The organism is Stenotrophomonas sp. Sm2128 (assembly GCF_030985535.1).
GTDB lineage: Bacteria > Pseudomonadota > Gammaproteobacteria > Xanthomonadales > Xanthomonadaceae > Stenotrophomonas > Stenotrophomonas maltophilia.
The window spans coordinates 1-19,184 of sequence record NZ_JAPTFQ010000049.1 but is presented as its reverse complement, the minus strand read 5'-3'; the positions used below and the strand labels follow the sequence as shown (position 1 = coordinate 19,184).

Genomic DNA, 19,184 nt, shown 5'->3' with positions numbered 1-19,184 from the left:
AGTCGTCTGCCCGAATAGCTCAGCCGGTTAGAGCACTTGACTGTTAATCAGGGGGTCGTTGGTTCGAGTCCAACTTCGGGCGCCACTTTGAAGAGACCTGCATCGCAAGATGCAGGTCTTTTTTTTTGCGTTGTTGTAGAGCCGAGCCCGCGCTCGACTCTACAGTGCCAGCTCACCGCTGGAGAACGCTACCAGCGTAGCGATGGCCACCACCAGAATGGCGCCGAACAACACCCATTCCCAACGCGTGAATACCTGCTCACCGCGTTGCAGCCGGGTCAGTGCGAACACCACCACGCCGGGCACATACAGCAGCACCGACAGCAGCAGGTTGTCGAGGCCTCCTGCATACACCAGCCACAACGCGTAGGCACTGGCCAGCAGCGCCACCGCGAAGTCACGCCAGCGCACGCCCGGTTCACCCGCATAGGCGTCCCCGCGCCACGCCAGCTGCACGCCGAACGCGGTGGACAGGAAGTAGGGCACCAGGCTCATCGAGGCCGCCAGCAGCACCAGGCCCGTGTAGCTGCCGGAGTTGACCAGCACCAGCAGCAGGAACAGCTGGATCAAGCCATTGCTCAGCCACAGCGCGTTGGCGGGCACGCCGCGCGCATTCTCGCGTCCCAGGAAGGCCGGCATGGTGCCGTCGCCTGCAGCGGCGTACAGCACTTCGGCACACAGCAGCACCCAGGCCAGCAGCGCGCCGAGTACCGAAATGATCGAGCCGACGATGATCACCGTCGCGCCCCACTCGCCAACGATGGCGCGCAGCACGTAAGCCATCGACGGATTGGGCAACCCCGCCAGTTCGGCCTGCGATAGCACGCCCATCGACAGCAGGCTGACCAGCACCAGCAGCAGCCAGACGCCGAGGAAGCCGATCACCGTGGCGCGGCCGACATCGGCGCGACGGGCCGCGCGCCGCGAGTAGATGCTGGCACCTTCGATGCCGATGAATACCCACACGGTCACCAGCATCATGCCGCGCAGCTGCTGGCCGAGATCGCCGAGCGCGGGCGCGCCAAGGAAATCGGCACGGAACACATCCATGCGGAAGGCGCCGGCGGCCAGGATCAGGAACAACGTGATAGGCAGCAGCTTGGCCACCGTCACCAGGCCGTTGACGATGGCGGCGGTGCGCAGGCCGCGCAGCACCAGCAGGTGCACGGTCCAGAGAAGTAGCGACGAAGCGGCCACGGCGGCCGGGGTATTGCCTTCACCGAAGACCGGCATGAAGTGGCCGAGGCCACTGAAGATCAGCACGAAGAAGCTGGCGTTGCCGAGCACCGAGGCAACCCAGTAGCCCCACGCGGCGGAGAAGCCGATGTAGTTGCCGAAGCCTTCGCGCGCGTATGCGTAGATGCCGGTATCGAGATCCGGCCGGCGGTTGGCCAGGGCCTGGAACACGAAGGCCAGCATCAGCATGCCGGCGCCGCTGACCGCCCAGCCGAGCAGCGCCGCCGCCGGACCGGCGCTGCGCGCTACGTTCTGCGGCAATGAAAAGATGCCGGCACCGACCATCGAGCCGACCACCAGTGCGGTCAACGCGGGCAGCCCGAGGCGTTGTGATGTCGCGGCCATGATGTCCCCTGCGGCGCTGATGCCGCTGACCCACGGTAGCGGTGTGCCCGTGAACATGCACGCAAGGGGCCGCAACGACGAAGGCCCGGGCAGGTGCCCGGGCCTTCGACGGTGGTGCGTTGAGCGGTATTACTTGAAGGTGTACTTGGCGCCGACAGTGAAGTAACGGCCGATGGCGCCGCTGAAGTGCATCGGGTTGTAGTTCACGCCGCCATAGGTCAGCGGATCCAGCGGAGCGATGCGATCGAACACGTTTTCGACCGAAGCGCTCAGCTCGAACTCGTCGGTAACAGCCCAACGGCCGGACAGATCGAAGGTGGTGAACGAGGAGATCTTCTTCACCGGCGTGCCGTCGAAGTAGAAGAACTGGTACTTGCCGCCACGCTTGTCGGTGTTGTCCATGCTGGAGATGTAATTGGCAACGCCGCTCACGCTCCAAGGACCCTGTTTCCAGGTGGTACCGAAGTTGATGCGATCCTTCGGCGTACCGATGCAGTTGGTCACGTCGCAGTTGCCGTGCGTGCCCAGGAAGTCATCGGTGCTGCCACCGCTGGTGCGCTCGAATTTCAGCAGGTGGCTCCACTGCAGATCCATCTCCAGCTGGCCCGGGCCGATGTCGAAGGTCTGGCGGATGTCGGTGTCGATGCCGCGAACGCGGGAGGAGCTGGCGTTGATGTAGGCGGTATTGACGGCCAGGATGCTGCCGGTGCCTGCGACGCCGTTGAGCAGGTTGTTGTCGCGCAGGACATTGCCGGCACGGATCGCGTCATCGGTATCGCCCTGGGCGATCTCGTTGGTGCGCTTGATTTCCCAGGCATCGACGGTCAGCGAGGTGGAGCTGGTGGGCTGCAATACGATGCCCACCGAGTAGCTCTTCGACTCTTCTGGCTTCAGGTCCTTGTTCGGACGGGTGATGATCGCAACCGATTGCGAGCCGCAGTCGTCCGGCGAAGCACCCGGGGCCGGGTTTTCACCGTCCGGGCAACGGATCGGATCCGAGGCCGTGGAGAAGGCGGCCAGGCCACCGTCTCCGTTCTCGGCCGGGTTCGGTGCACGGAAGCCTTCGGCGTAGCTGGCGCGCAAGGCGATCCAGTCGGCCGGCGTCCACTTCACGCCCAGCTTCGGCGTGGCCTTGCCTTCACCGCTTTCATACTTGTCGTAGCGCAGTGCAGCGGACAGTTCCAACTGCTCCAGCACCGGTGCCGACAGTTCGACGTAACCGGCGTAGACGTTCTGCGTGCCGTCATAGGCCGAGTAGCCCAGGCCGATGATGTCACCCGTGTCGGTGTAGGTCTGCGGGGTCAGGCTGTTGCTGGTCTTGCGCCATTCGGTACCGATCGCCAGGCCCAGCGGCCCCCCCTTCAGATCCATCAGGCTGCGCGACACGGTGAAGTCGAACATGTCCAGGCTGGACTTGGCGCGTGCGCTGATCTTCGGCGAGATGTAGTCGTACAGTGCCTTGGAGTTCAGGTTGGCATTGTCACCGATGCGCCACACGCCACCGGCACAGTTCGCGTCGCCCAGCGCGCACTTCACGGCGCTGTAGCGCAGGAAGCCGGTGCGCTCGTTGACCAGGTCGGTGCCCGAATGCAGATAGGCGGTGTCATAACTCCAGTCGCCCCAGTTGCCCTTGACGCCGACCAGGAAGCGGTTGAACTCGTTGGTGTTGTCGGTCACGCGCGGGCCGACATCCCAGGCGCTGTAGCGCAGGCGCAACGGGCCGTTGCCCAGGCCGGCAGGCCGGTCAGGATGATTCGGGCCGAGCACCACGGCACCGTCGCCGCTGTTGGCGTTGACCGGGCCACCCGGGTAGCCCCAGCCGCCGGAAACACCGGACGGCGTGTTGCTGAAGGTGGTTTCCTTCTTCGAGTAGCCGATCTCGGTGTAGATCTCGCCGCCCTCGCCGAAGGCGAAGCTGGCACGTCCGAACACGTTGACGTACTTCTCTTCCGGCGAAATGTCGCGGTACAGCTGCGCCGGATCCCACAGGCAGCCCTGCGCGGCCACCGAAGCATCGGTCTGGCCACCAATGGTGGTCAGGCCCTGGCAGCCCGGCAGCGGTACCAGCGTCGCCGGATTGGTCTCGGTGACATTGCGGTCGTCATACACCGAACCGTTCGGTCCGACACCGCCACGGGTCCTGCCGCTGAGGAAGGCGCCGCCCAGGAACTGTGCATTGTTGCCGTAGCCCCACTGCCGGGTGTCGCCGGTGCCGATCCACTTGCGGTTCTTGCGGTCGCTGATCTTGATCGCGTCGCTCTTGCCGACGTCCAGGCTGAAGAAGGCGTTCCAGCCGTCGGTGGCCATGTCGCCGGTACCGGCGGTCAGGGTCGCCTTGCGGGTATCGCCGTCGCCGTCGCCGGAGACGCCATAGGAGCCACGCAGGATGGCGCCCTGGAAATCACTGCGCAGGATGATGTTGACCACGCCGGCGATGGCATCGGAGCCATAGATCGCCGAGGCGCCGTCCTTCAGCACTTCCACGCGTTCAACGGCGTCGAGCGGGATGGTGCTCAGGTCGGTGAAGACCTTCTGTCCATCATCGGCCAGGCCATAGGTCGCCATGCGGCGGCCGTTCAACAGGACCAGGGTCGAGCCCGCGCCCAAGCCGCGCAGGGAGATGCCGGCGCCACCGCCGGCGAAGCCGTTGCCGAATGATTTGGGAATCGAGCCGGCGCCGTTGGCGGTGATGGTCTGCAGGTATTCGGCAACCGTGGTCTTGCCGGTGCGGTCGATTTCCTGGCGGGTCACCACCTGCACCGGGGACGGTGTTTCGGTGTTGGTGCGCGGAATGTTCGAACCGGTAACCGTGATGCGGTCCAGGTTGGTGGCCTTCTCCTGCGCGAAGGCGGAGGTGGAAGCCACGGCGCCAACCAGCAGCAATGTGCCGCCGGTAAGGATGTGGGTGATGGACGATGCCAGGGTGCAGCGGCGGCGGCTGGCGGGCCGTTGGATCAGGTGTTTCACAGCTTCTCTCCTAACTGGAAAACCGTAGCGTTGAGGGCTGTCTCCGGAGTGTCCGGGACGGGCCAATCTAGGTTTCCGACGAGTGACGAAGTCGTGAAATTTTGCTTAATCCGTAACGTTTGAACTGGAACTTTGCCGAGTTTGGCAGTTCGGTCCCGAAGGCCGGTCCGACAGGCGGTCGGACCGGCCCGGGTCGTCAGTCCGGCAACGAGAACTGCACCGGCACCAAACCGATGGCCGGTACCGCTACACCATCACGCTGGGCCGGTTCAAAGCGCCAGCGCTTGAGCACCTGCTGGCGTGCAGCTTGGTCCAGGTGGCGCGAGCCACTGCTGCGCTCGATGCTGACCGCGACCGGCTGGCCGCTGCTGTCGACCTCCACCCGCAGCAGCACCGTGCCCTGCTCATGGTTGCGCAGTGCGGCGACCGGATAGGCCGGTGGCGGGGCACTGCGGTATTGCAGCTGGGCGCCGGCCAGCGGTGCATGGGTGTCGATGCTCGGCGCGAGTTGCGGCGGGGCCTGTTCGGCGGCCGGCAGCATGATGCCCTGCGTTTCCTCCACGGTCGCGGTTGGGGCCGGCAGTGGCGGTGTCGCCGGCTGTGCCTGCGGTTTCGGCACGACCCGGGCGATTTCCTTCGGTTCCTGCAGCACCGGTGGGGGCGGCGTTGGCGGGATCTTCTCGATCAGCCTGACCGTGGTCTTGTCGCGCGGGACCTGCACGGCCTGGTAGGTCGCCGGGATCAGCAGCAACAGGAACGCGAGCAGGTGCAGGGCGATGGCCGCGCTCCAGGCGGCAACGCGGGCGGGGTCGAAGTGCGGGGATGCAACGGGATACGTACGAACCATGGTCCACCTCCATGCCAGTGACGAAGTCCTCAACGCACCAGGGCCCGTGGCGGGGTTGCCGCACGCGGCTGGCAGCCAATCATTAACGCCAGGCCCCGGCCACTGCCTAGAGGCAGGGGCAGGATCGTTGGGCTGGCCTTCAGCCAGCCGCCCCGGCCCATGAAAAAGGCGGGCCCCTGCGGGACCCGCCTCTGTCTACCGGAACGGATGGGATCAGCGACCCAGCTCGAACACCACGTCCAGATTGACCGACACAGTGGATTCGCCCGGGGCGACCGGCGTGGCCTTGTCCATCGCCGCGCCGGCGGCCATGGTCCGCATCATCGGCATCGGGCGGTAACCACCGCCGGCATTCTCGGAGATGCTGACGATGCGGCGCACCTGAAGGCCGAGCGACTTGGCATAGGTCTGGGCGCGTGCCTGGGCCTTCTTCAGCGCGGCCAGGCGCGCTTCGTCATAGACCGGTTCCGGCTGGTCGATCTCGAAGCTGGGGCCGTTGATCTGGTTGGCGCCCTGAGCGGCCAGCGCGTCCAGCACCTTGCCGAGCTTGGCGATGTCACGGACCTTCAGGCTGACCGTGTTGCTGGCCTGGTAGCCGGTGATCTTCGGCGCTTCGTTGTCGGCATAGCGGTATTGCGGGTTGAGGCTGACGCCGCTGGTCTGCACGTCGCGCTCGGCGATGCCGGCGGCCTTGATCGCGGCGAGCACCTTGTCCATCTGCTGGGCGTTCTGGCGCATGGCGCTGTTGCCATCGGTGGCCTGGGTGACCACGCCGGCCGACAGGGTGGCCACGTCCGGTACGCGGGTGGCTTCGGCATTGGCCGAGATGTTCAGCAGCGTGCCTTCGGCCGCGGCGGCGATCGACGGCGACGACGGGGCGGCATGGGCAGTCATCGAGGTTCCAAGGGCGAGGGACAGGGCAAGCAGCAGCGGGGTGGCGGTCAGGCGCATGGAGAACTCCTTGTTGTGCCGTTGAGGGTGGTGTCGTAGCGATGAACGCGCTGTGAGCCCGTTCGGGGTTGAACGCGTTCCGGGACGGGTTGCCGACGATTCAGGTGGCGGCCTCAGGTTATGCTGTGCCGATGCTCTATCTTGCTTCCCGCTCCCCCCGACGCAACCAGTTGCTGGCCCGACTCGGACGCCCCTTCCAGGCCCTGGACCTGGAGGTCGTCGAGCAGCGCGCGCCCGCTGAAAGCGCCGAACAGTATGTGTGCCGGGTCGCCGCCGACAAGGCGCGCGCCGGCCTGGCCCGGGTGCTGGCCGATGATCCGCAGGCGCGGGTGCTCGGCTCGGACACCGAGGTGGTGCTGGACGGTGAAGTGTTCGGCAAGCCGGCCGACGCCGCCGGCGCCCGCGCGATGCTGGCGCGCCTGGCCGGGCGCACCCACCAGGTGATGACTGCGGTGGTGGTGGTCGGCGCCGACGGGCTGGACAGCGAACTGGTCATTTCCGAAGTGACCTTCGCCCCGATCGCCGCCGCCGACATCGCCGCCTATGTCGCCACCGGCGAGCCGTTGGACAAGGCCGGGGCCTACGCCATCCAGGGCGGGGCCGAGCGCTGGATCGAACATCTTTCCGGCAGCTACTCCGGCGTCATGGGGCTGCCATTGCTGCATACCGATCGTCTGCTGGCGCGCTGTGGCGTGCTGGCCCCCACTGCCGATGCCGCCAGGGAGGCTGCCGATGTCTGAGGAAATCCTGGTCAATGTGACCCCGCGCGAGACCCGGGTCGCGGTGATCGAGAACGGCATGCTGCAGGAACTGCACATCGAGCGCGGTTGGCGCCGGGGTGTGGTCGGCAACATCTACAAGGGCAAGGTGCAGCGGGTCATGCCCGGCATGCAGGCCGCGTTCGTCGAGGTAGGCCTGGAGCGCGCCGCGTTCCTGCACGCCAACGACGTGGTGCGCCCGGCGCCGGTGGCCAGTGCAGACACCGAGAACACGACCCTGCCGCCGCCGGCCAGCGTGCCCATCGTCGAGCTGCTGCGTGACGGCCAGGACATCGTGGTGCAGGTGGTGAAGGACCCGATCGGCACCAAGGGTGCACGCCTGACCACCCAGATCAGCATTCCGTCGCGCTACATGGTGCTGCTGCCGCAATCCAAGGTGGTGGGGGTGTCCGCGCGCATCGAGGATGAAGCCGAGCGCGCCCGCCTGAAGGCCCTGGTGACCGAGCTGTCTGCGCAGCATGGCGGCTACGGCTACATCGTGCGTACCAATGCCGAGGGCCAGCCGGCCGAGGCCATCGCCGAGGACATCGCTTACCTGTCGCGGGTCTGGAACGTGGTCGAGCGCCGCGGCCGCGAAGCGGCCTCGTGCAGCAACATCTATGAAGACCTGAGCCTGCCGCTGCGTTCGGTGCGCGACCTGATCCGCAAGGACGTGGACAAGGTGAAGGTGGACTCGAAGGAAACCTTCGCGCAGCTGCAGGCGTTCGTGGCCAAGTACATGCCGGTGCTGGCCGAGAAGCTGGAACTGTATTCAGGCGATCGCCCGATCTTCGACATGTTCGGGGTGGAGGACGAGATCGGCCGTGCGCTGGACAAGCAGGTGCCGCTGAAATCCGGTGGTTACCTGGTGATCGACCAGACCGAGGCGATGACCACCATCGACGTCAATACCGGTTCGTTCCTCGGCCAGCGCAACCTGGAAGAGACGGTGTTCCGCACCAACCTGGAAGCGGCACAGGCGGTGGCCCGCCAGCTGCGCCTGCGCAACCTGGGCGGCATCATCATCATCGACTTCATCGACATGGACGATGCCGAGCATCGCCGCCAGGTGCTGCGCACCCTGGAAAAGGCGCTGGCCCGCGACCATGCCAAGACCACGGTGTACGACTTCTCGCCGCTGGGGCTGGTGGAGATGACGCGCAAGCGCACGGTGGAAAGCCTGGAGCGCCAGCTGTCGGAAACGTGCCCGCAGTGCAGTGGCCGTGGCAGCATCAAGACCACCGAAACGGTGACCTACGAGATCTTCCGCGAGATCACCCGTGCCGTGCGCCAGTTCGATGCCGCACGCCTGCTGGTGATCGCCTCGACCAAGGTGGTCGCGCGCATCACCGACGAGGAATCCTCGGCGGTGGCCGAGCTGGAGGAATTCCTCGGCAAGAGCATCCGCTTCCAGGCGGACGAGCAGTACCTGCAGGAGCAATTCGATGTCGTTCTGCTCTGATCCTCGCCGGCCGCAGGCCGGCGGTGGCCGATGAGCGCGCCGCCGCGCCTGCGACTGCGAAGGATCCGCCGTCATTTCATTGCCGCCTGCGCGGTAGGCCTGGTCGGGCTGGCACTGCTGGTGGGTACCCTCAGCCAGCTGCTGCCGCTGGCCGAGCGTCACCCCGACAGGATTGCCGCCTGGCTGAGTGAGCGTGCCGGCCAGCCGGTGCATTTCGACCAGCTGCAGACGGCCTGGACCCGGCGTGGTCCACTGCTGCAGCTGAAGGGCCTGCGCATCGGCGCCGGTCAGGGCCTGGCCATTGGCGAGGCCGAAGTGCTGGTGTCGATGTACAGCGGGCTGCTGCCTGGTCGCTCGCTGACCGAGCTGCGCCTGCGTGGCCTGGCGCTGGACCTGCAGCAGGGCGAGGACGGCCGCTGGTCGGTGCGCGGCCTGCCGAAGTCAGACACGGGCGGAGACCCGCTGGACGCGCTGCGCCGGTTGGGCGAGCTGCAGGTGATCGATGGCCGCCTGGGTGTGCATGCACCGGGACTGGGTATCGATACCACCCTGCCGCGTATCGATCTGCGCCTGCGCGTCAATGGCGACCGCCTGCGTGTGGGCGTGCGTGCCTGGGCGCAGACCGATGCCCTGCCGCTGACCGCAGTGCTGGACGTGGACCGCGCGCGCGGCAACGGGCAGGCCTGGCTGGGTGCCGATCCTGTTGATTTCCACGCCTGGTCGCCGCTGCTGGCAGCTGGTGGCGTGCGCCTGCGCGAAGGCAAGGGTGAGCTGAACCTGTGGCTGACCCTGCGCGACTTCGCGCCGGTGGCGCTGACCACCGATTCGGACCTGCGTGACGTGCGCGTCGACGGTGCACCGATGCCCGACGTGGCAACGCCGCAGTTGCAGCTGCAGCGCTTGCAGGCGCGCCTGCGCTGGCAGCGCCAGGCCGACGGTTGGGCGCTGCAGGTACCGCGCCTTCGTTTGAAGACCGAAGACGGCGAACAACAGCTCGATGGCCTGCAGTTGCAGGTTGGCAGGCAGCTGCGGGTGAGTTCCGGCGAAGTACAGGCCGGTACGGCGCTGCGTGCGCTGGCGCTGAGTGATCGCCTCGAGCCAGGCCTGCGCCATTGGTTGTTCCTGTCCAAACCGCAGCTGGATGTGCGAGAGCTGCAACTGGCCGGCGAACGTGATGGCCCGTTGCGGGCACAGGGCGAGCTGCAGTCGCTGGGCTTTGCCAGCGTTGGCAATTCTCCGGGTCTGCGCGGCCTGGGGGGACATTTCGAGGGCGACGCCGATGGCTTCAGCCTGCAGCTGCAACCGCAACGGCAGCTGCAGTTCGACTGGCCCACCGGCTTCGGCGTGCGGCATGACCTGCACCTGGCGGGCCAGATCGTGGGCTGGCGTGACGAGGCCGGTGGCTGGCGTATCGGCACTGCGGCGATGCGCGTGGAAGGCACCGACTACGCGGCCGATGTGCGCGGTGGTGTCTGGTTCCAGGGCGACGGCACGCGGCCCTGGCTGCAGTTGGCGGCCAAGCTGGACAATGTGCCGATGACGGCGGCCAAGCGCTTCTGGATCCACTCCAAGATGAGCAAGGGCGCCACCGACTGGCTGGACATGGCGCTGGCCGGCGGCCAGGTGCGCAATGGCGTCGGCCTGGTCAGCGGTGACCTGGACGACTGGCCGTTCGACAACAACGATGGCCGCTTCGAGGCCACCGGCCATATCACCAACGGCGACATCCGCTTCCAGCACGACTGGCCGCTGATGCGCCAGGTCGACGCCGATATCGCCTTCATCGGCCCCGGCTTCGACATGCATGGGCGCGGGGACCTGGCCGGTGTAGCGGTGCAGAGATTCGAGGCGGGCATCCAGGACTTCGGGCAGCAGCCGCTGTACGTGCGTGCCGATGCGCAGAGCGAGGCCGGCAGACTGCTGGCAATGCTGCGGCAGAGCCCATTGCACAAGGACTATGGCGACACCCTGGACAACCTCACGGCTGCGGGCCCGGCGCATGTGACCTTCGACCTGCTGCAGCCGCTGCACCACGATGAGGGTGGCGGTCACCTGCAGGGCACGGTCGACCTCAATGGTGTGAAACTGGTGGACAAGCGCTTCCAGCTGGCCTTCGACAACATGCATGGGCAGGCGCGCTACAGCAATGGTGGCTTCGGTGCCGAGGAACTGGCGGTGCGCCACCTCGGTCAGGACGGCCGCTTGAGCCTGCGTGCCGGCGGCTACGTGCACGACAGCAGGCTGGCGTTCGAGTCGCAGCTGACGGCCAACCTCGACGCCGGTGTGTTGATTGACCGCGCCCCGGAAATGGCGTGGCTCAAGCCCTATATCGCGGGTAACTCGCCCTGGACCATCGCGGTCAACCTGCCCAAAGTCGCACCGGGAGCGCCCGCACCGCCCAGCGAACTGCGCCTGAGTTCGGATCTGGTAGGAACCCGCCTGGACTTGCCGGCACCGCTGGACAAGCCGGCCACCGAGCCGCTGGCGACCACGGTGGCCGCGCAGCTGCCGATGGGCGCTGGTCGCATCGATGTGGCCTTTGGCCAGCGTCTGGCCCTGGCCGCGCGCAGCCACAACAACCGCACCGGTGTGCAGGTCACCCTGGGCAGCGACCATGCCGATCGCGAGCCGCCGCCCAGCGGACTGTCCGTCAATGGCCGCAGCCCGACTCTGGATGCGCTGGAGTGGATCAGTCTGGCCCGTGGTGGCAACGACGATGACGGCATGCCGCTGCGTGCAGTGGACGTGCAGGTCGGCAAGCTGATGCTGATCGGCGGCGTCTTCGAGCAGACCCGGTTGCAGCTGCAGCCGGGACCGCAGGCGCTGGACGTGCGCCTGGATGGACCTTCGCTGGCCGGCCGCCTGACCGTACCCAACGCCGAAGGAGGCACCATCAGTGGCCGACTCGACCGTGTGCACTGGCAGTCGCTGCCGCCGGCGCCGGGCGCGGCCGCGCCAGCCCGGGTGCAGGCCGGCGCCAACGACATGGACCCGGCCAAGCTGCCGCCGTTCGCGCTGGACATCGCCGACCTGAAGTTCGGCAAGGTGGTGCTGGGCCAGGCGGTGCTGCGTACGCGGCCGCTGGCCAATGGCCTGAACGTGGACGAGCTGCGCTTCCGCGCACCCGATCAGGAGATCGACATCAGCGGTCGCTGGCTGGGTCGCACCGGTGGTGCCCGCACCGAGCTGACCGCGCAGGTGCGCAGCGAGGACCTGGGCGGCCTGATGCAGAACCTCGACTACGGCGGCCAGCTGCGTGGCGGCTCTGGCCAGGCGCAGCTGCTCGCCTCCTGGAGCGGGGGGCCGTCGGACTTCCAGCTGGCCAATCTGCAGGGCAGCCTTGATCTGCACGCGCGTAATGGCCAGCTGCTGGAGCTGGAGCCTGGCGCTGGCCGTGTGCTGGGCCTGCTCAGCGTGACCCAGCTGCCGCGGCGCCTGATGTTCGACTTCCGCGACTTCTTCTCCAAGGGCTTCGCGTTCAACCAGGTCGACGGCAGCGTGCAGTTCGGGCAGGGCATGGCCCGCACCGACAAGGTACTGATCGAGGGCCCGGCGGCGAACATCACCATCCGCGGCCAGGCCGACCTGCGCAACCAGCGGTTCGACCAGACCATCGATGTCAACCCGCGCGCCGGCAACCTGCTGACGGTGGTCGGCGCGGTGGCCGGTGGCCCGGTGGGCGCGGCGCTCGGCGCGGCCACCAATGCGGTACTGTCCAAACCGCTCGGCGAGATCGGCGCCCGCACCTACAAGGTGACCGGTCCATGGAAGGAGCCGAAGGTGGAAGTGATCGAACGCAGCCGCGACAAGACCCCGCCAGCGCCCGCGCCGCGCCCGGCCCCGGCCGTTCCGCCGCCCGTTACCGACCTGCCACGCTCACGCTGAGCGTGGACCTCCTGTTCACGGGGCTTGCCTGAGCGCCCCAGCACCCCCAGATCGAGAACCATGACTGATATCGCCCTGACGCTTGCCCAAGATCGCCTGCTGCGCCCCGGCGGGCTGGATACCGATGGCCTGGAGCGCACCTTCGGCCAGCTGCTCGGTCCCGGCGTGGACTTCGGCGACCTCTATTTCCAGCACGCCCGCCGCGAGAGCTGGAGCGTGGAAGACGGCATCGTCAAGGACGGTGCCCATTCCATCGAGCAAGGCGTGGGCGTACGGGCGATGTCCGGCGAGAAGACCGGATTCGCCTACTCCGACGACATCCATGCCGACGCGCTGCTGGCCGCGGCGCAGTCGGCGCGTGCGATTTCGCGCGAGGGTGGCGCGCAGTCCGGGCGCTCGCTGCTGCGCGGCAATTCACGCGCGCTGTATCCGGCGCTGGATCCCATCGATGGCGTCGGCAACGAGGCAAAGGTCGAGGTGCTGAAGCGCCTGGACGGCTACCTGCGTGCCGCCGACCCGCGCGTGAAGCAGGTGATGGTGAGCCTGTCCGGCGGCGTGGACACGGTGCTCATCGCGCGCAGCGACGGCGTGCTGGGCGCTGACGTGCGCCCGCTGGTGCGCCTGAACGTGCAGGTGATCGTCGAACACAACGGCCGCCGCGAGTCGGGCTATGCCGGTGGCGGTGGCCGCTATGGCTACGGGGAACTGTTCGCTGATGGCCGCCCGGAAGCGTTTGCGCGCGAGGCCCTGCGCCAGGCGCTGGTGAACCTGGACGCCGTGCCGGCGCCGGCCGGCGTGATGCCGGTGGTACTGGGACCTGGCTGGCCCGGCGTGCTGCTGCATGAAGCGGTCGGCCACGGCCTGGAAGGCGACTTCAACCGCAAAGGCACCAGCGTGTACGCCGGCCGCATCGGCGAACGCGTGGCGGCACCGGGCGTGACCATCGTCGACGATGGAACCCTGGACGGGCGTCGCGGTTCGCTCAACATCGACGACGAAGGCCACCCGAGCCAGTGCACCACGCTGATCGAGGACGGCATCCTGGTCGGCTACATGCAGGACAGCCTCAATGCACGCCTGATGGGCATGGCACCGACCGGCAACGGGCGTCGCGAATCGTTCGCGCACCTGACCATGCCGCGCATGACCAATACCTACATGCGCGCCGGCCAGCACGACCCGCAGGAAATGATCCGCTCGGTGAAGAAGGGCCTGTATGCAGTGAACTTCGGCGGCGGCCAGGTCGACATCACCAGCGGCAAGTACGTGTTCTCGGCCACCGAGGCCTACCTGATCGAGGATGGCCGCATCACCGCGCCGGTGAAGGGGGCGACCCTGATCGGCAACGGTCCGGAAACCATGCAGAAGGTGCGCATGGTCGGCAACGACCTGGCCCTGGACGAGGGCGTGGGTATCTGTGGCAAGGACGGGCAGAGCGTGCCGGTGGGTGTCGGCCAGCCGTCGCTGTTGATCGAGGGCATCACCGTCGGCGGTACCCAGGCCTGAGCCGGGCGATGGCCAGCGCCACCGCCCGCTCCAGCGCGGACTCAGTCCTCGTCGGCCTCGTCGGCTTCGACGTGGCCAGCGTCTTCGGCGCTGGCCTTCAGGCCGAGCGCCGCCGGCAGCATCAGTGCGCGCAGCACCTGGTAGATCTCGCGATAGGCACGCGGCGGCTTGTTCTTCGCCTTCTCGGCCTGCGCATTGCGCACCAGCGTGCGCAGCTGCTGGCGGTCGGCCTGCGGATAATCGTCCAGCAGGGCGGCCAGCGCCTTGTCACCTTCGGCCAGCAGGCGCTCGCGCCAGTCTTCCACGCGGTGCATCATCGCCACTTCGCGGCGGCCGGTTTCGCTGTTGGCATCCAGCGCATCGCGGATCGCATCCAGCGTGGCTTCTTCTTCGCGGCGCATGTGCTTGGCCAGGAACGCCAGCTGGCGCTTGTGGGCGATGTGCGCGGTGATGCGCTTGCACTCGGCGATGTGCGGCAGCAGGTCTTCCGGGATCGGCAGGCGCGCCAGCTGGGCCGGTGTCAGCGACACCAGTTTTTCGCCCAGGGCCAGGACGTCGAGCGCGTCGCGCCGGTTCTGGCTGCGGCTCTTGTCGTGGAATTCACCGGTTTCTTCGTCGCGTCCGCGCATCGTCCATACCTGATTTCAAAAAAGTCGCCCGGCGTGATGCCGGGCCCAACCCGTACAGGATAAAGCATTGAACGTGATCGCCCCTGAAGCCGCCGTCGGCGACGACAGCCCGGCCCGGCTGGAACGGCTGGCCGACCTCTCCCAGCAGCTGCTCGACCGCGCCCGCGCGCTGGGCGCCAGCCAGGCTGAAGTCAGCTGCAGCGAAGACCGTGGGCTGGAGGTGAATGTCCGCCTCGGCGAGGTCGAAACCGTGCAGTCCACCCGCGACCGCGGCATCGCCGTCACTGTGTATTTCGGCCAACGCAAGGGCAGCGCCAGCACCGGCGACCTGAACGAGGCCAGCCTGGAGGCCACGGTCGAGCAGGCCTGCGCCATCGCCCGGCATACCGAAGATGACGCGGCCGCCGGCCTGGCCGAGGCGGCGCTGATGGCCACCCACTTCCCGGACCTGGACGGCTGGCACCCGTGGGCGCTGCAGGCCGACGAGGCGGTGGACCTGGCCCTGGCCTGCGAGAACGCAGGCCGTGAGGCCGATGCGCAGATCCGCAATTCCGACGGCGCCTCGGTGTCGAGCATGCAGAGCCTGTCGGTGTACGCCAACTCGCATGGCTTTTTCGGCCGTGAGCGCGGCACCCATCATTCGGTGGGCTGTGCGCTGATCGCCGGCCAGGGCGATGGCATGCAGCGCGATGGCTGGTACACCAGCGCGCTGGCCCGTGAGGATCTGGAGGAGGTGGGCCTGGTCGGTCGTCGTGCCGCCGAGCGCACCGTCGCCCGTCTGCAGCCTCGCTCGATGGCCACCGGCAGCATGCCGGTGCTGTTCGCCCCGGAAGTGGCGCGCAGCCTGGTCGGTCACCTGCTGTCGGCGGTGTCCGGCGGTGCCCTGTACCGCCAGGCCAGCTTCCTGCTGGACAGCGTTGGCCAGCAGCTGTTCCCGGACTGGATGCAGATCGAGGAACTGCCCCACCTGCGTCGTGGCCTGCGCTCGGCCGCCTTCGACGGCGACGGCGTGGCCACCCGGGCCTCGGCTCTGGTCCGCGACGGCGTGCTGCAGCGCTATGTGCTGGGCAGCTACTCGGCACGCAAGCTGGGCCTGCAGACCACTGCCAATGCCGGTGGCGTGCACAACCTGCAGTTGGCCGCCAATGCCGGCCCGCTGCACGACATCGCCCGGCAGATGGGCGATGGCCTGCTGGTGACCGAGCTGATGGGGCAGGGCGTGAACGGCGTGACCGGCGACTATTCGCGTGGCGCGGGTGGCTTCCGGGTCGAGAACGGCGAGATCCAGTACCCGGTGGACGGCATCACCATCGCCGGCAACCTGCGCGAGATGTTCAGCAGCATCGAGGCGGTCGGCAGCGACGTTGATCCCCGCTCGCACATCCGGACTGGTTCGATCCTGTTGGGGCGGATGACCATCGCAGGCAATGATTGATGCCGTCGATGGCGTAAGCTATGCCCGCCTGACGCAATCAGCTGGGTGCTGGTTGGTCAAGACCACCCAATGAAAAGGAGTTTTGTCGTGAGTGAATTCGATAACGTCCCGCCGCCGCCACCGGCCACCGCCGACGTTCCGGCCGACCAGCGCACCATGGCCCTGGCCGCGCACCTGCTGGGCATCTTCACCGGCTTCATCGGCGCGCTGATCATCTGGCTGATCAACAAGGACGATGCTGGCAAGGCCTTCGTGACCGACCAGGCCAAGGAAGCCCTGAACTTCCAGATCACCGTGACCATCGCCATGGTCATCAGCATGATCCTCACCATCGTGATCATCGGCGTGTTCCTGGCCCCGATCGTCGGCATCATCAGCCTGGTGTTCAGCATCATCGCTGCGGTCAAGGCCAACAACGGCGAAGCCTACCGCTACCCGTTCGCGCTGCGCCTGATCAAGTAGGATCGTCCGCACGCGGAACTGAAAACGCCCGGCACTGCCGGGCGTTTTCGTGTGCGGGGAATGCCGGGCCGCGTGCAGCGATCAGTGATCGCGTTCCACCGCCAGCGTCGCCAGCGCGCGCAGCGCGTCGGCTTCCTCGCCATACCCGGCCAGGATCGACTGCATGCGCGCTGCGAGCTCGTGCAGCTGGGCCTTTGCGCCGTCCATGCCAAGCAGGGCGGGGAAGGTGCTCTTGTCCTGCGCCTGGTCCTTGCCGGCAGTCTTGCCCAGCTGTTCGGAACTGGCTTCGACATCGAGGATGTCATCGCGGACCTGGAAGGCCAGGCCGAGTGCATCGGCGAAACTGTCGAGCTGGGCCAGCTGCGGTTCGTGGGCCTGGCCGCACAGCGCGCCCATGCGCACTGCCGCGCGGATCAGCGCGCCGGTCTTGAGCGCGTGCATGCGGGTCAGCGCCGCCAGCGTCTGCTGCTGGCCGGTGGCATCGATGTCCAGCGCCTGGCCGCCACACATGCCGGACGCGCCGGAGGCGTGGGCCAGGGTCTGCAGACAGGCGACGCGCAGGGTAGCCGGCACCGGCGCATCGGCCAGCAGGCCGAAGGCGCGGGTCTGCAGGGCGTCGCCAGCAAGGATCGCGGTGGCTTCGTCGAAGGCGATGTGGGTGGTGGGCTTGCCGCGACGCAGGGCGTCGTCATCCATCGCCGGAAGGTCGTCATGCACCAGCGAATAGGCATGGATCAGCTCGACGGACATGGCCGCCGCATCCAGGCTTTCCGGCTGCGCACCGAACAGGTGACCACTGGCGTAGACCAGCAGGGGCCGCATGCGCTTGCCGCCACCAAGCACCGAATAGCGCATGGCCTGATGCAGGCGCTGCGGTGCCTCGGCAGGCGAGGGCAGGGCGGCATCGAGCTGGCTTTCGATACGGTCGCGCCAGCGCGCGAACAGAACCTCAGCCGTCATGGCTGGGCGGATCGAAGGGCTCGGAGGCTTCCGGCTGCGCCGGATCACTGAGCAGGCGCACGCGCAGTTCGGCCTGCTCCAGTGCCTGCTGGCACTGGCGGTACAGACCGACACCACGCTCGTAAGCACTGAGCGAAGCTTCCAGGCTCAGCTCGCCGGTTTCCATCTGCTCCACCAGCTGCTCCAGCGATTCGAGCGACTGCTCGAACTGGGCGACGGGGGAGGCGTTTTCGGGGGACTTCTTGGCCATGCGGCAAGTGTGGACGGGCCGCGCGCGGGGGTCAATTCACCAGCCGCCCGGGCGCCACTGCAACTGCGCGTCATGCGCCTGCAACCAGGCCTGCAGCGGTGCGGCGATGACCACGTCGGCGGCGGCCAGCAACTGCGGGCCATCAAAGATCAGCGGCAGCTGCGCGCGTCGCCAGGGGGCGAGGTGCTCGCGCTGCAGGCAGTCCTTCAGCGCGTGCGAATGCTGGCGACCCGGCAGCAGGATGCGCTCGCCGCCCACGCGTGCACGGACCTGCAGCGGGCGTTCGAAGGCCGGGGTGCCCTGCAGGCGCAGCTGTCCGCCATCGGGCAGCGGCAGCGGTGCGCGTCCATCCCATTCGACCTGCCACTCGAGGGGAAGCGCAGGTAGCCGGGCCGGCAGCAGGTAGGCGTGGTCGCGCCACTGCTGGATCGCGTGATCGTGCCAGCTCACACGGGCCTGACGATCGTTGCCGGCGGGCAGCAGCTCGTCCAGTGCCTGTTGCAGCACCGTGGCCGGCAGCGGCGCCGCACCGTGGCCGGCCACCCAGGCACGGAGTACACGTGCGGCACGACCCAGTGAGACCTGGCGCAGCAGCTGCAGAGACAGCACGCGTGGAGCGACTTCCAGGTGTGCGATCAGCTCGGCGTCTTCCTCATCGAGCAGTTCGCGGGTCTGCCCGCAATGCGCTGCGCTGCCCGCCAGTGCCGCAGCGGCATGCGGCCAGCGTTGGCGCAACAGCGGCAGCACCTGCAGGCGCAGGAAGTTGCGATCCGCCTGGTCGTCGCCATTGCTGGGGTCTTCGATCCAGTGCAGCGCATGGTGGCGCGCGTAATCGAGCAGTGCACTGCGCGGGACCGCCAGCAGCGGCCGCCACAAGGGGTGTTCGCCAAGGCGGCTGTGCGTGGACATCGCCGCCAGGCCATCGACGCCGGAAGCGCGCAGGGCGCGCAACAGGAGAGTTTCGGCCTGGTCGTCCTGATGCTGCGCCAGTGCCAGCGTTTCGCCGTCGCGCAGTTCGGCCGCGAACGCGGCGCGTCGCGCCAGTCGCGCCGCGCCTTCAAGGCCGAGGCCCGCGCGGTTGTCGACCTGCACACGATGCACGGCCAGTTCAATGCCCCAGGCGTCGCATTGCTGCTGGCAGTGCAGCACCCAGTCATCCGCATCGGGCTGCAGGCCGTGGTGCACGTGCACCGCGCGTAGCGCACTGCCGGAGGCCTGCGCGCAGCGCCACAGCCAGTGCAGCAGCACGGTGGAGTCGACACCACCGCTGTAGCCCACCAGCAGCGGCGCATCCAGCGGAACAAGGGCAGGGAAGGCAGTCACGGTGGCAAGTATAGGGTGGGGTTTACTTGGCAGGGCTGCGCCCTGCACCCGCTACGAGCCAGAGCAACAGCAACAGCAACGGCAGAAGCTGGTTTCCTGAAGGTTGGCCGGGTGGGTCCGGTTGCGGGAGACGCCGTAAACCCGTCCTTGGGGGCTTGGCCGCGGCAC

At 67.6% G+C, this 19,184-nt stretch carries 14 protein-coding genes and 1 tRNA gene; 7 read left to right on the top strand and 8 right to left on the bottom strand.

The genetic code is table 11. The features are described 5' to 3' along the window. The first annotated feature begins 8 nt into the window (after positions 1 to 8). Positions 9 to 85, top strand: a tRNA-Asn gene (locus O0K41_RS14330). 74 nt (positions 86 to 159) lie between these two features. On the opposite strand, the gene O0K41_RS14325 is transcribed toward O0K41_RS14330, so the two are convergent. The 4 genes from O0K41_RS14325 to O0K41_RS14310 form a co-directional block, all read right to left on the bottom strand. Continuing rightward, positions 160 to 1,581, bottom strand: coding sequence for a basic amino acid/polyamine antiporter (locus tag O0K41_RS14325; protein ID WP_164222936.1), 1,422 nt, complete (start codon positions 1,579 to 1,581; stop codon positions 160 to 162). Between the two features lie 129 nt (positions 1,582 to 1,710). Continuing rightward, positions 1,711 to 4,548, bottom strand: coding sequence for a TonB-dependent receptor (locus tag O0K41_RS14320; RefSeq protein ID WP_005410533.1), 2,838 nt, complete (start codon positions 4,546 to 4,548; stop codon positions 1,711 to 1,713). 196 nt (positions 4,549 to 4,744) lie between these two features. Next, positions 4,745 to 5,395 carry an energy transducer TonB gene (locus tag O0K41_RS14315; RefSeq protein WP_005410532.1) on the bottom strand — a complete coding sequence of 217 codons (651 nt, stop codon included), beginning with the start codon at positions 5,393 to 5,395 and terminating at the stop codon, positions 4,745 to 4,747. 213 nt (positions 5,396 to 5,608) lie between these two features. Beyond that, positions 5,609 to 6,346, bottom strand: a complete 738-nt coding sequence (locus O0K41_RS14310) for an SIMPL domain-containing protein (RefSeq protein WP_088436158.1) — start codon at positions 6,344 to 6,346, stop codon at positions 5,609 to 5,611. 131 nt (positions 6,347 to 6,477) lie between these two features. Between O0K41_RS14310 and O0K41_RS14305 the strand changes: the two genes are divergently transcribed. From O0K41_RS14305 to tldD, 4 genes are read left to right on the top strand one after another with little or no spacing between them, the layout of a single operon-like run. Further along, a complete protein-coding gene (locus O0K41_RS14305) occupies positions 6,478 to 7,086 on the top strand; it encodes a Maf family nucleotide pyrophosphatase (protein ID WP_012480925.1) in 609 nt (202 codons plus the stop codon). After that, the gene (gene rng / locus O0K41_RS14300; RefSeq protein ID WP_005410529.1) at positions 7,079 to 8,566 is read left to right on the top strand and encodes a ribonuclease G; all 1,488 of its coding nucleotides are present in this window, start codon (positions 7,079 to 7,081) and stop codon (positions 8,564 to 8,566) included. The genes O0K41_RS14305 and rng overlap by 8 nt, the downstream gene beginning before the upstream one ends. A gap of 30 nt (positions 8,567 to 8,596) precedes the next feature. Then, complete coding sequence (locus O0K41_RS14295; RefSeq protein WP_164222934.1) at positions 8,597 to 12,451, top strand: YhdP family protein; 3,855 nt, start codon at positions 8,597 to 8,599, stop codon at positions 12,449 to 12,451. Between the two features lie 60 nt (positions 12,452 to 12,511). After that, on the top strand, positions 12,512 to 13,957 hold the full coding sequence (tldD, locus tag O0K41_RS14290; RefSeq protein WP_005410527.1) for a metalloprotease TldD: 1,446 nt from the start codon (positions 12,512 to 12,514) through the stop codon (positions 13,955 to 13,957). A gap of 41 nt (positions 13,958 to 13,998) precedes the next feature. On the opposite strand, the gene yjgA is transcribed toward tldD, so the two are convergent. Further along, positions 13,999 to 14,586, bottom strand: coding sequence for a ribosome biogenesis factor YjgA (gene yjgA / locus O0K41_RS14285; protein WP_005414121.1), 588 nt, complete (start codon positions 14,584 to 14,586; stop codon positions 13,999 to 14,001). 67 nt (positions 14,587 to 14,653) lie between these two features. Between yjgA and pmbA the strand changes: the two genes are divergently transcribed. Together pmbA and O0K41_RS14275 are read left to right on the top strand one after the other, a co-directional pair. Next, positions 14,654 to 16,021 carry a metalloprotease PmbA gene (pmbA, locus tag O0K41_RS14280; RefSeq protein ID WP_099605247.1) on the top strand — a complete coding sequence of 456 codons (1,368 nt, stop codon included), beginning with the start codon at positions 14,654 to 14,656 and terminating at the stop codon, positions 16,019 to 16,021. Between the two features lie 87 nt (positions 16,022 to 16,108). Continuing rightward, on the top strand, positions 16,109 to 16,483 hold the full coding sequence (locus O0K41_RS14275; protein ID WP_005410524.1) for a DUF4870 domain-containing protein: 375 nt from the start codon (positions 16,109 to 16,111) through the stop codon (positions 16,481 to 16,483). 81 nt (positions 16,484 to 16,564) lie between these two features. Here O0K41_RS14275 and O0K41_RS14270 read toward each other — a convergent pair whose 3' ends face one another. The 3 genes from O0K41_RS14270 to tilS are packed head-to-tail and all read right to left on the bottom strand — an operon-like array spanning position 16,565 to position 19,016. Continuing rightward, entirely contained in the window at positions 16,565 to 17,443 is an 879-nt protein-coding gene (locus O0K41_RS14270) for a farnesyl diphosphate synthase (protein WP_088436161.1), read from the bottom strand. Then, positions 17,433 to 17,693: an exodeoxyribonuclease VII small subunit gene (locus tag O0K41_RS14265; RefSeq protein ID WP_005410522.1), complete on the bottom strand. Its 261-nt coding sequence runs from the start codon at positions 17,691 to 17,693 to the stop codon at positions 17,433 to 17,435. The genes O0K41_RS14270 and O0K41_RS14265 overlap by 11 nt, the downstream gene beginning before the upstream one ends. Before the next feature lie 36 nt (positions 17,694 to 17,729). Then, positions 17,730 to 19,016, bottom strand: a complete 1,287-nt coding sequence (gene tilS / locus O0K41_RS14260) for a tRNA lysidine(34) synthetase TilS (protein ID WP_171039711.1) — start codon at positions 19,014 to 19,016, stop codon at positions 17,730 to 17,732. Positions 19,017 to 19,184 lie beyond the last annotated feature (168 nt).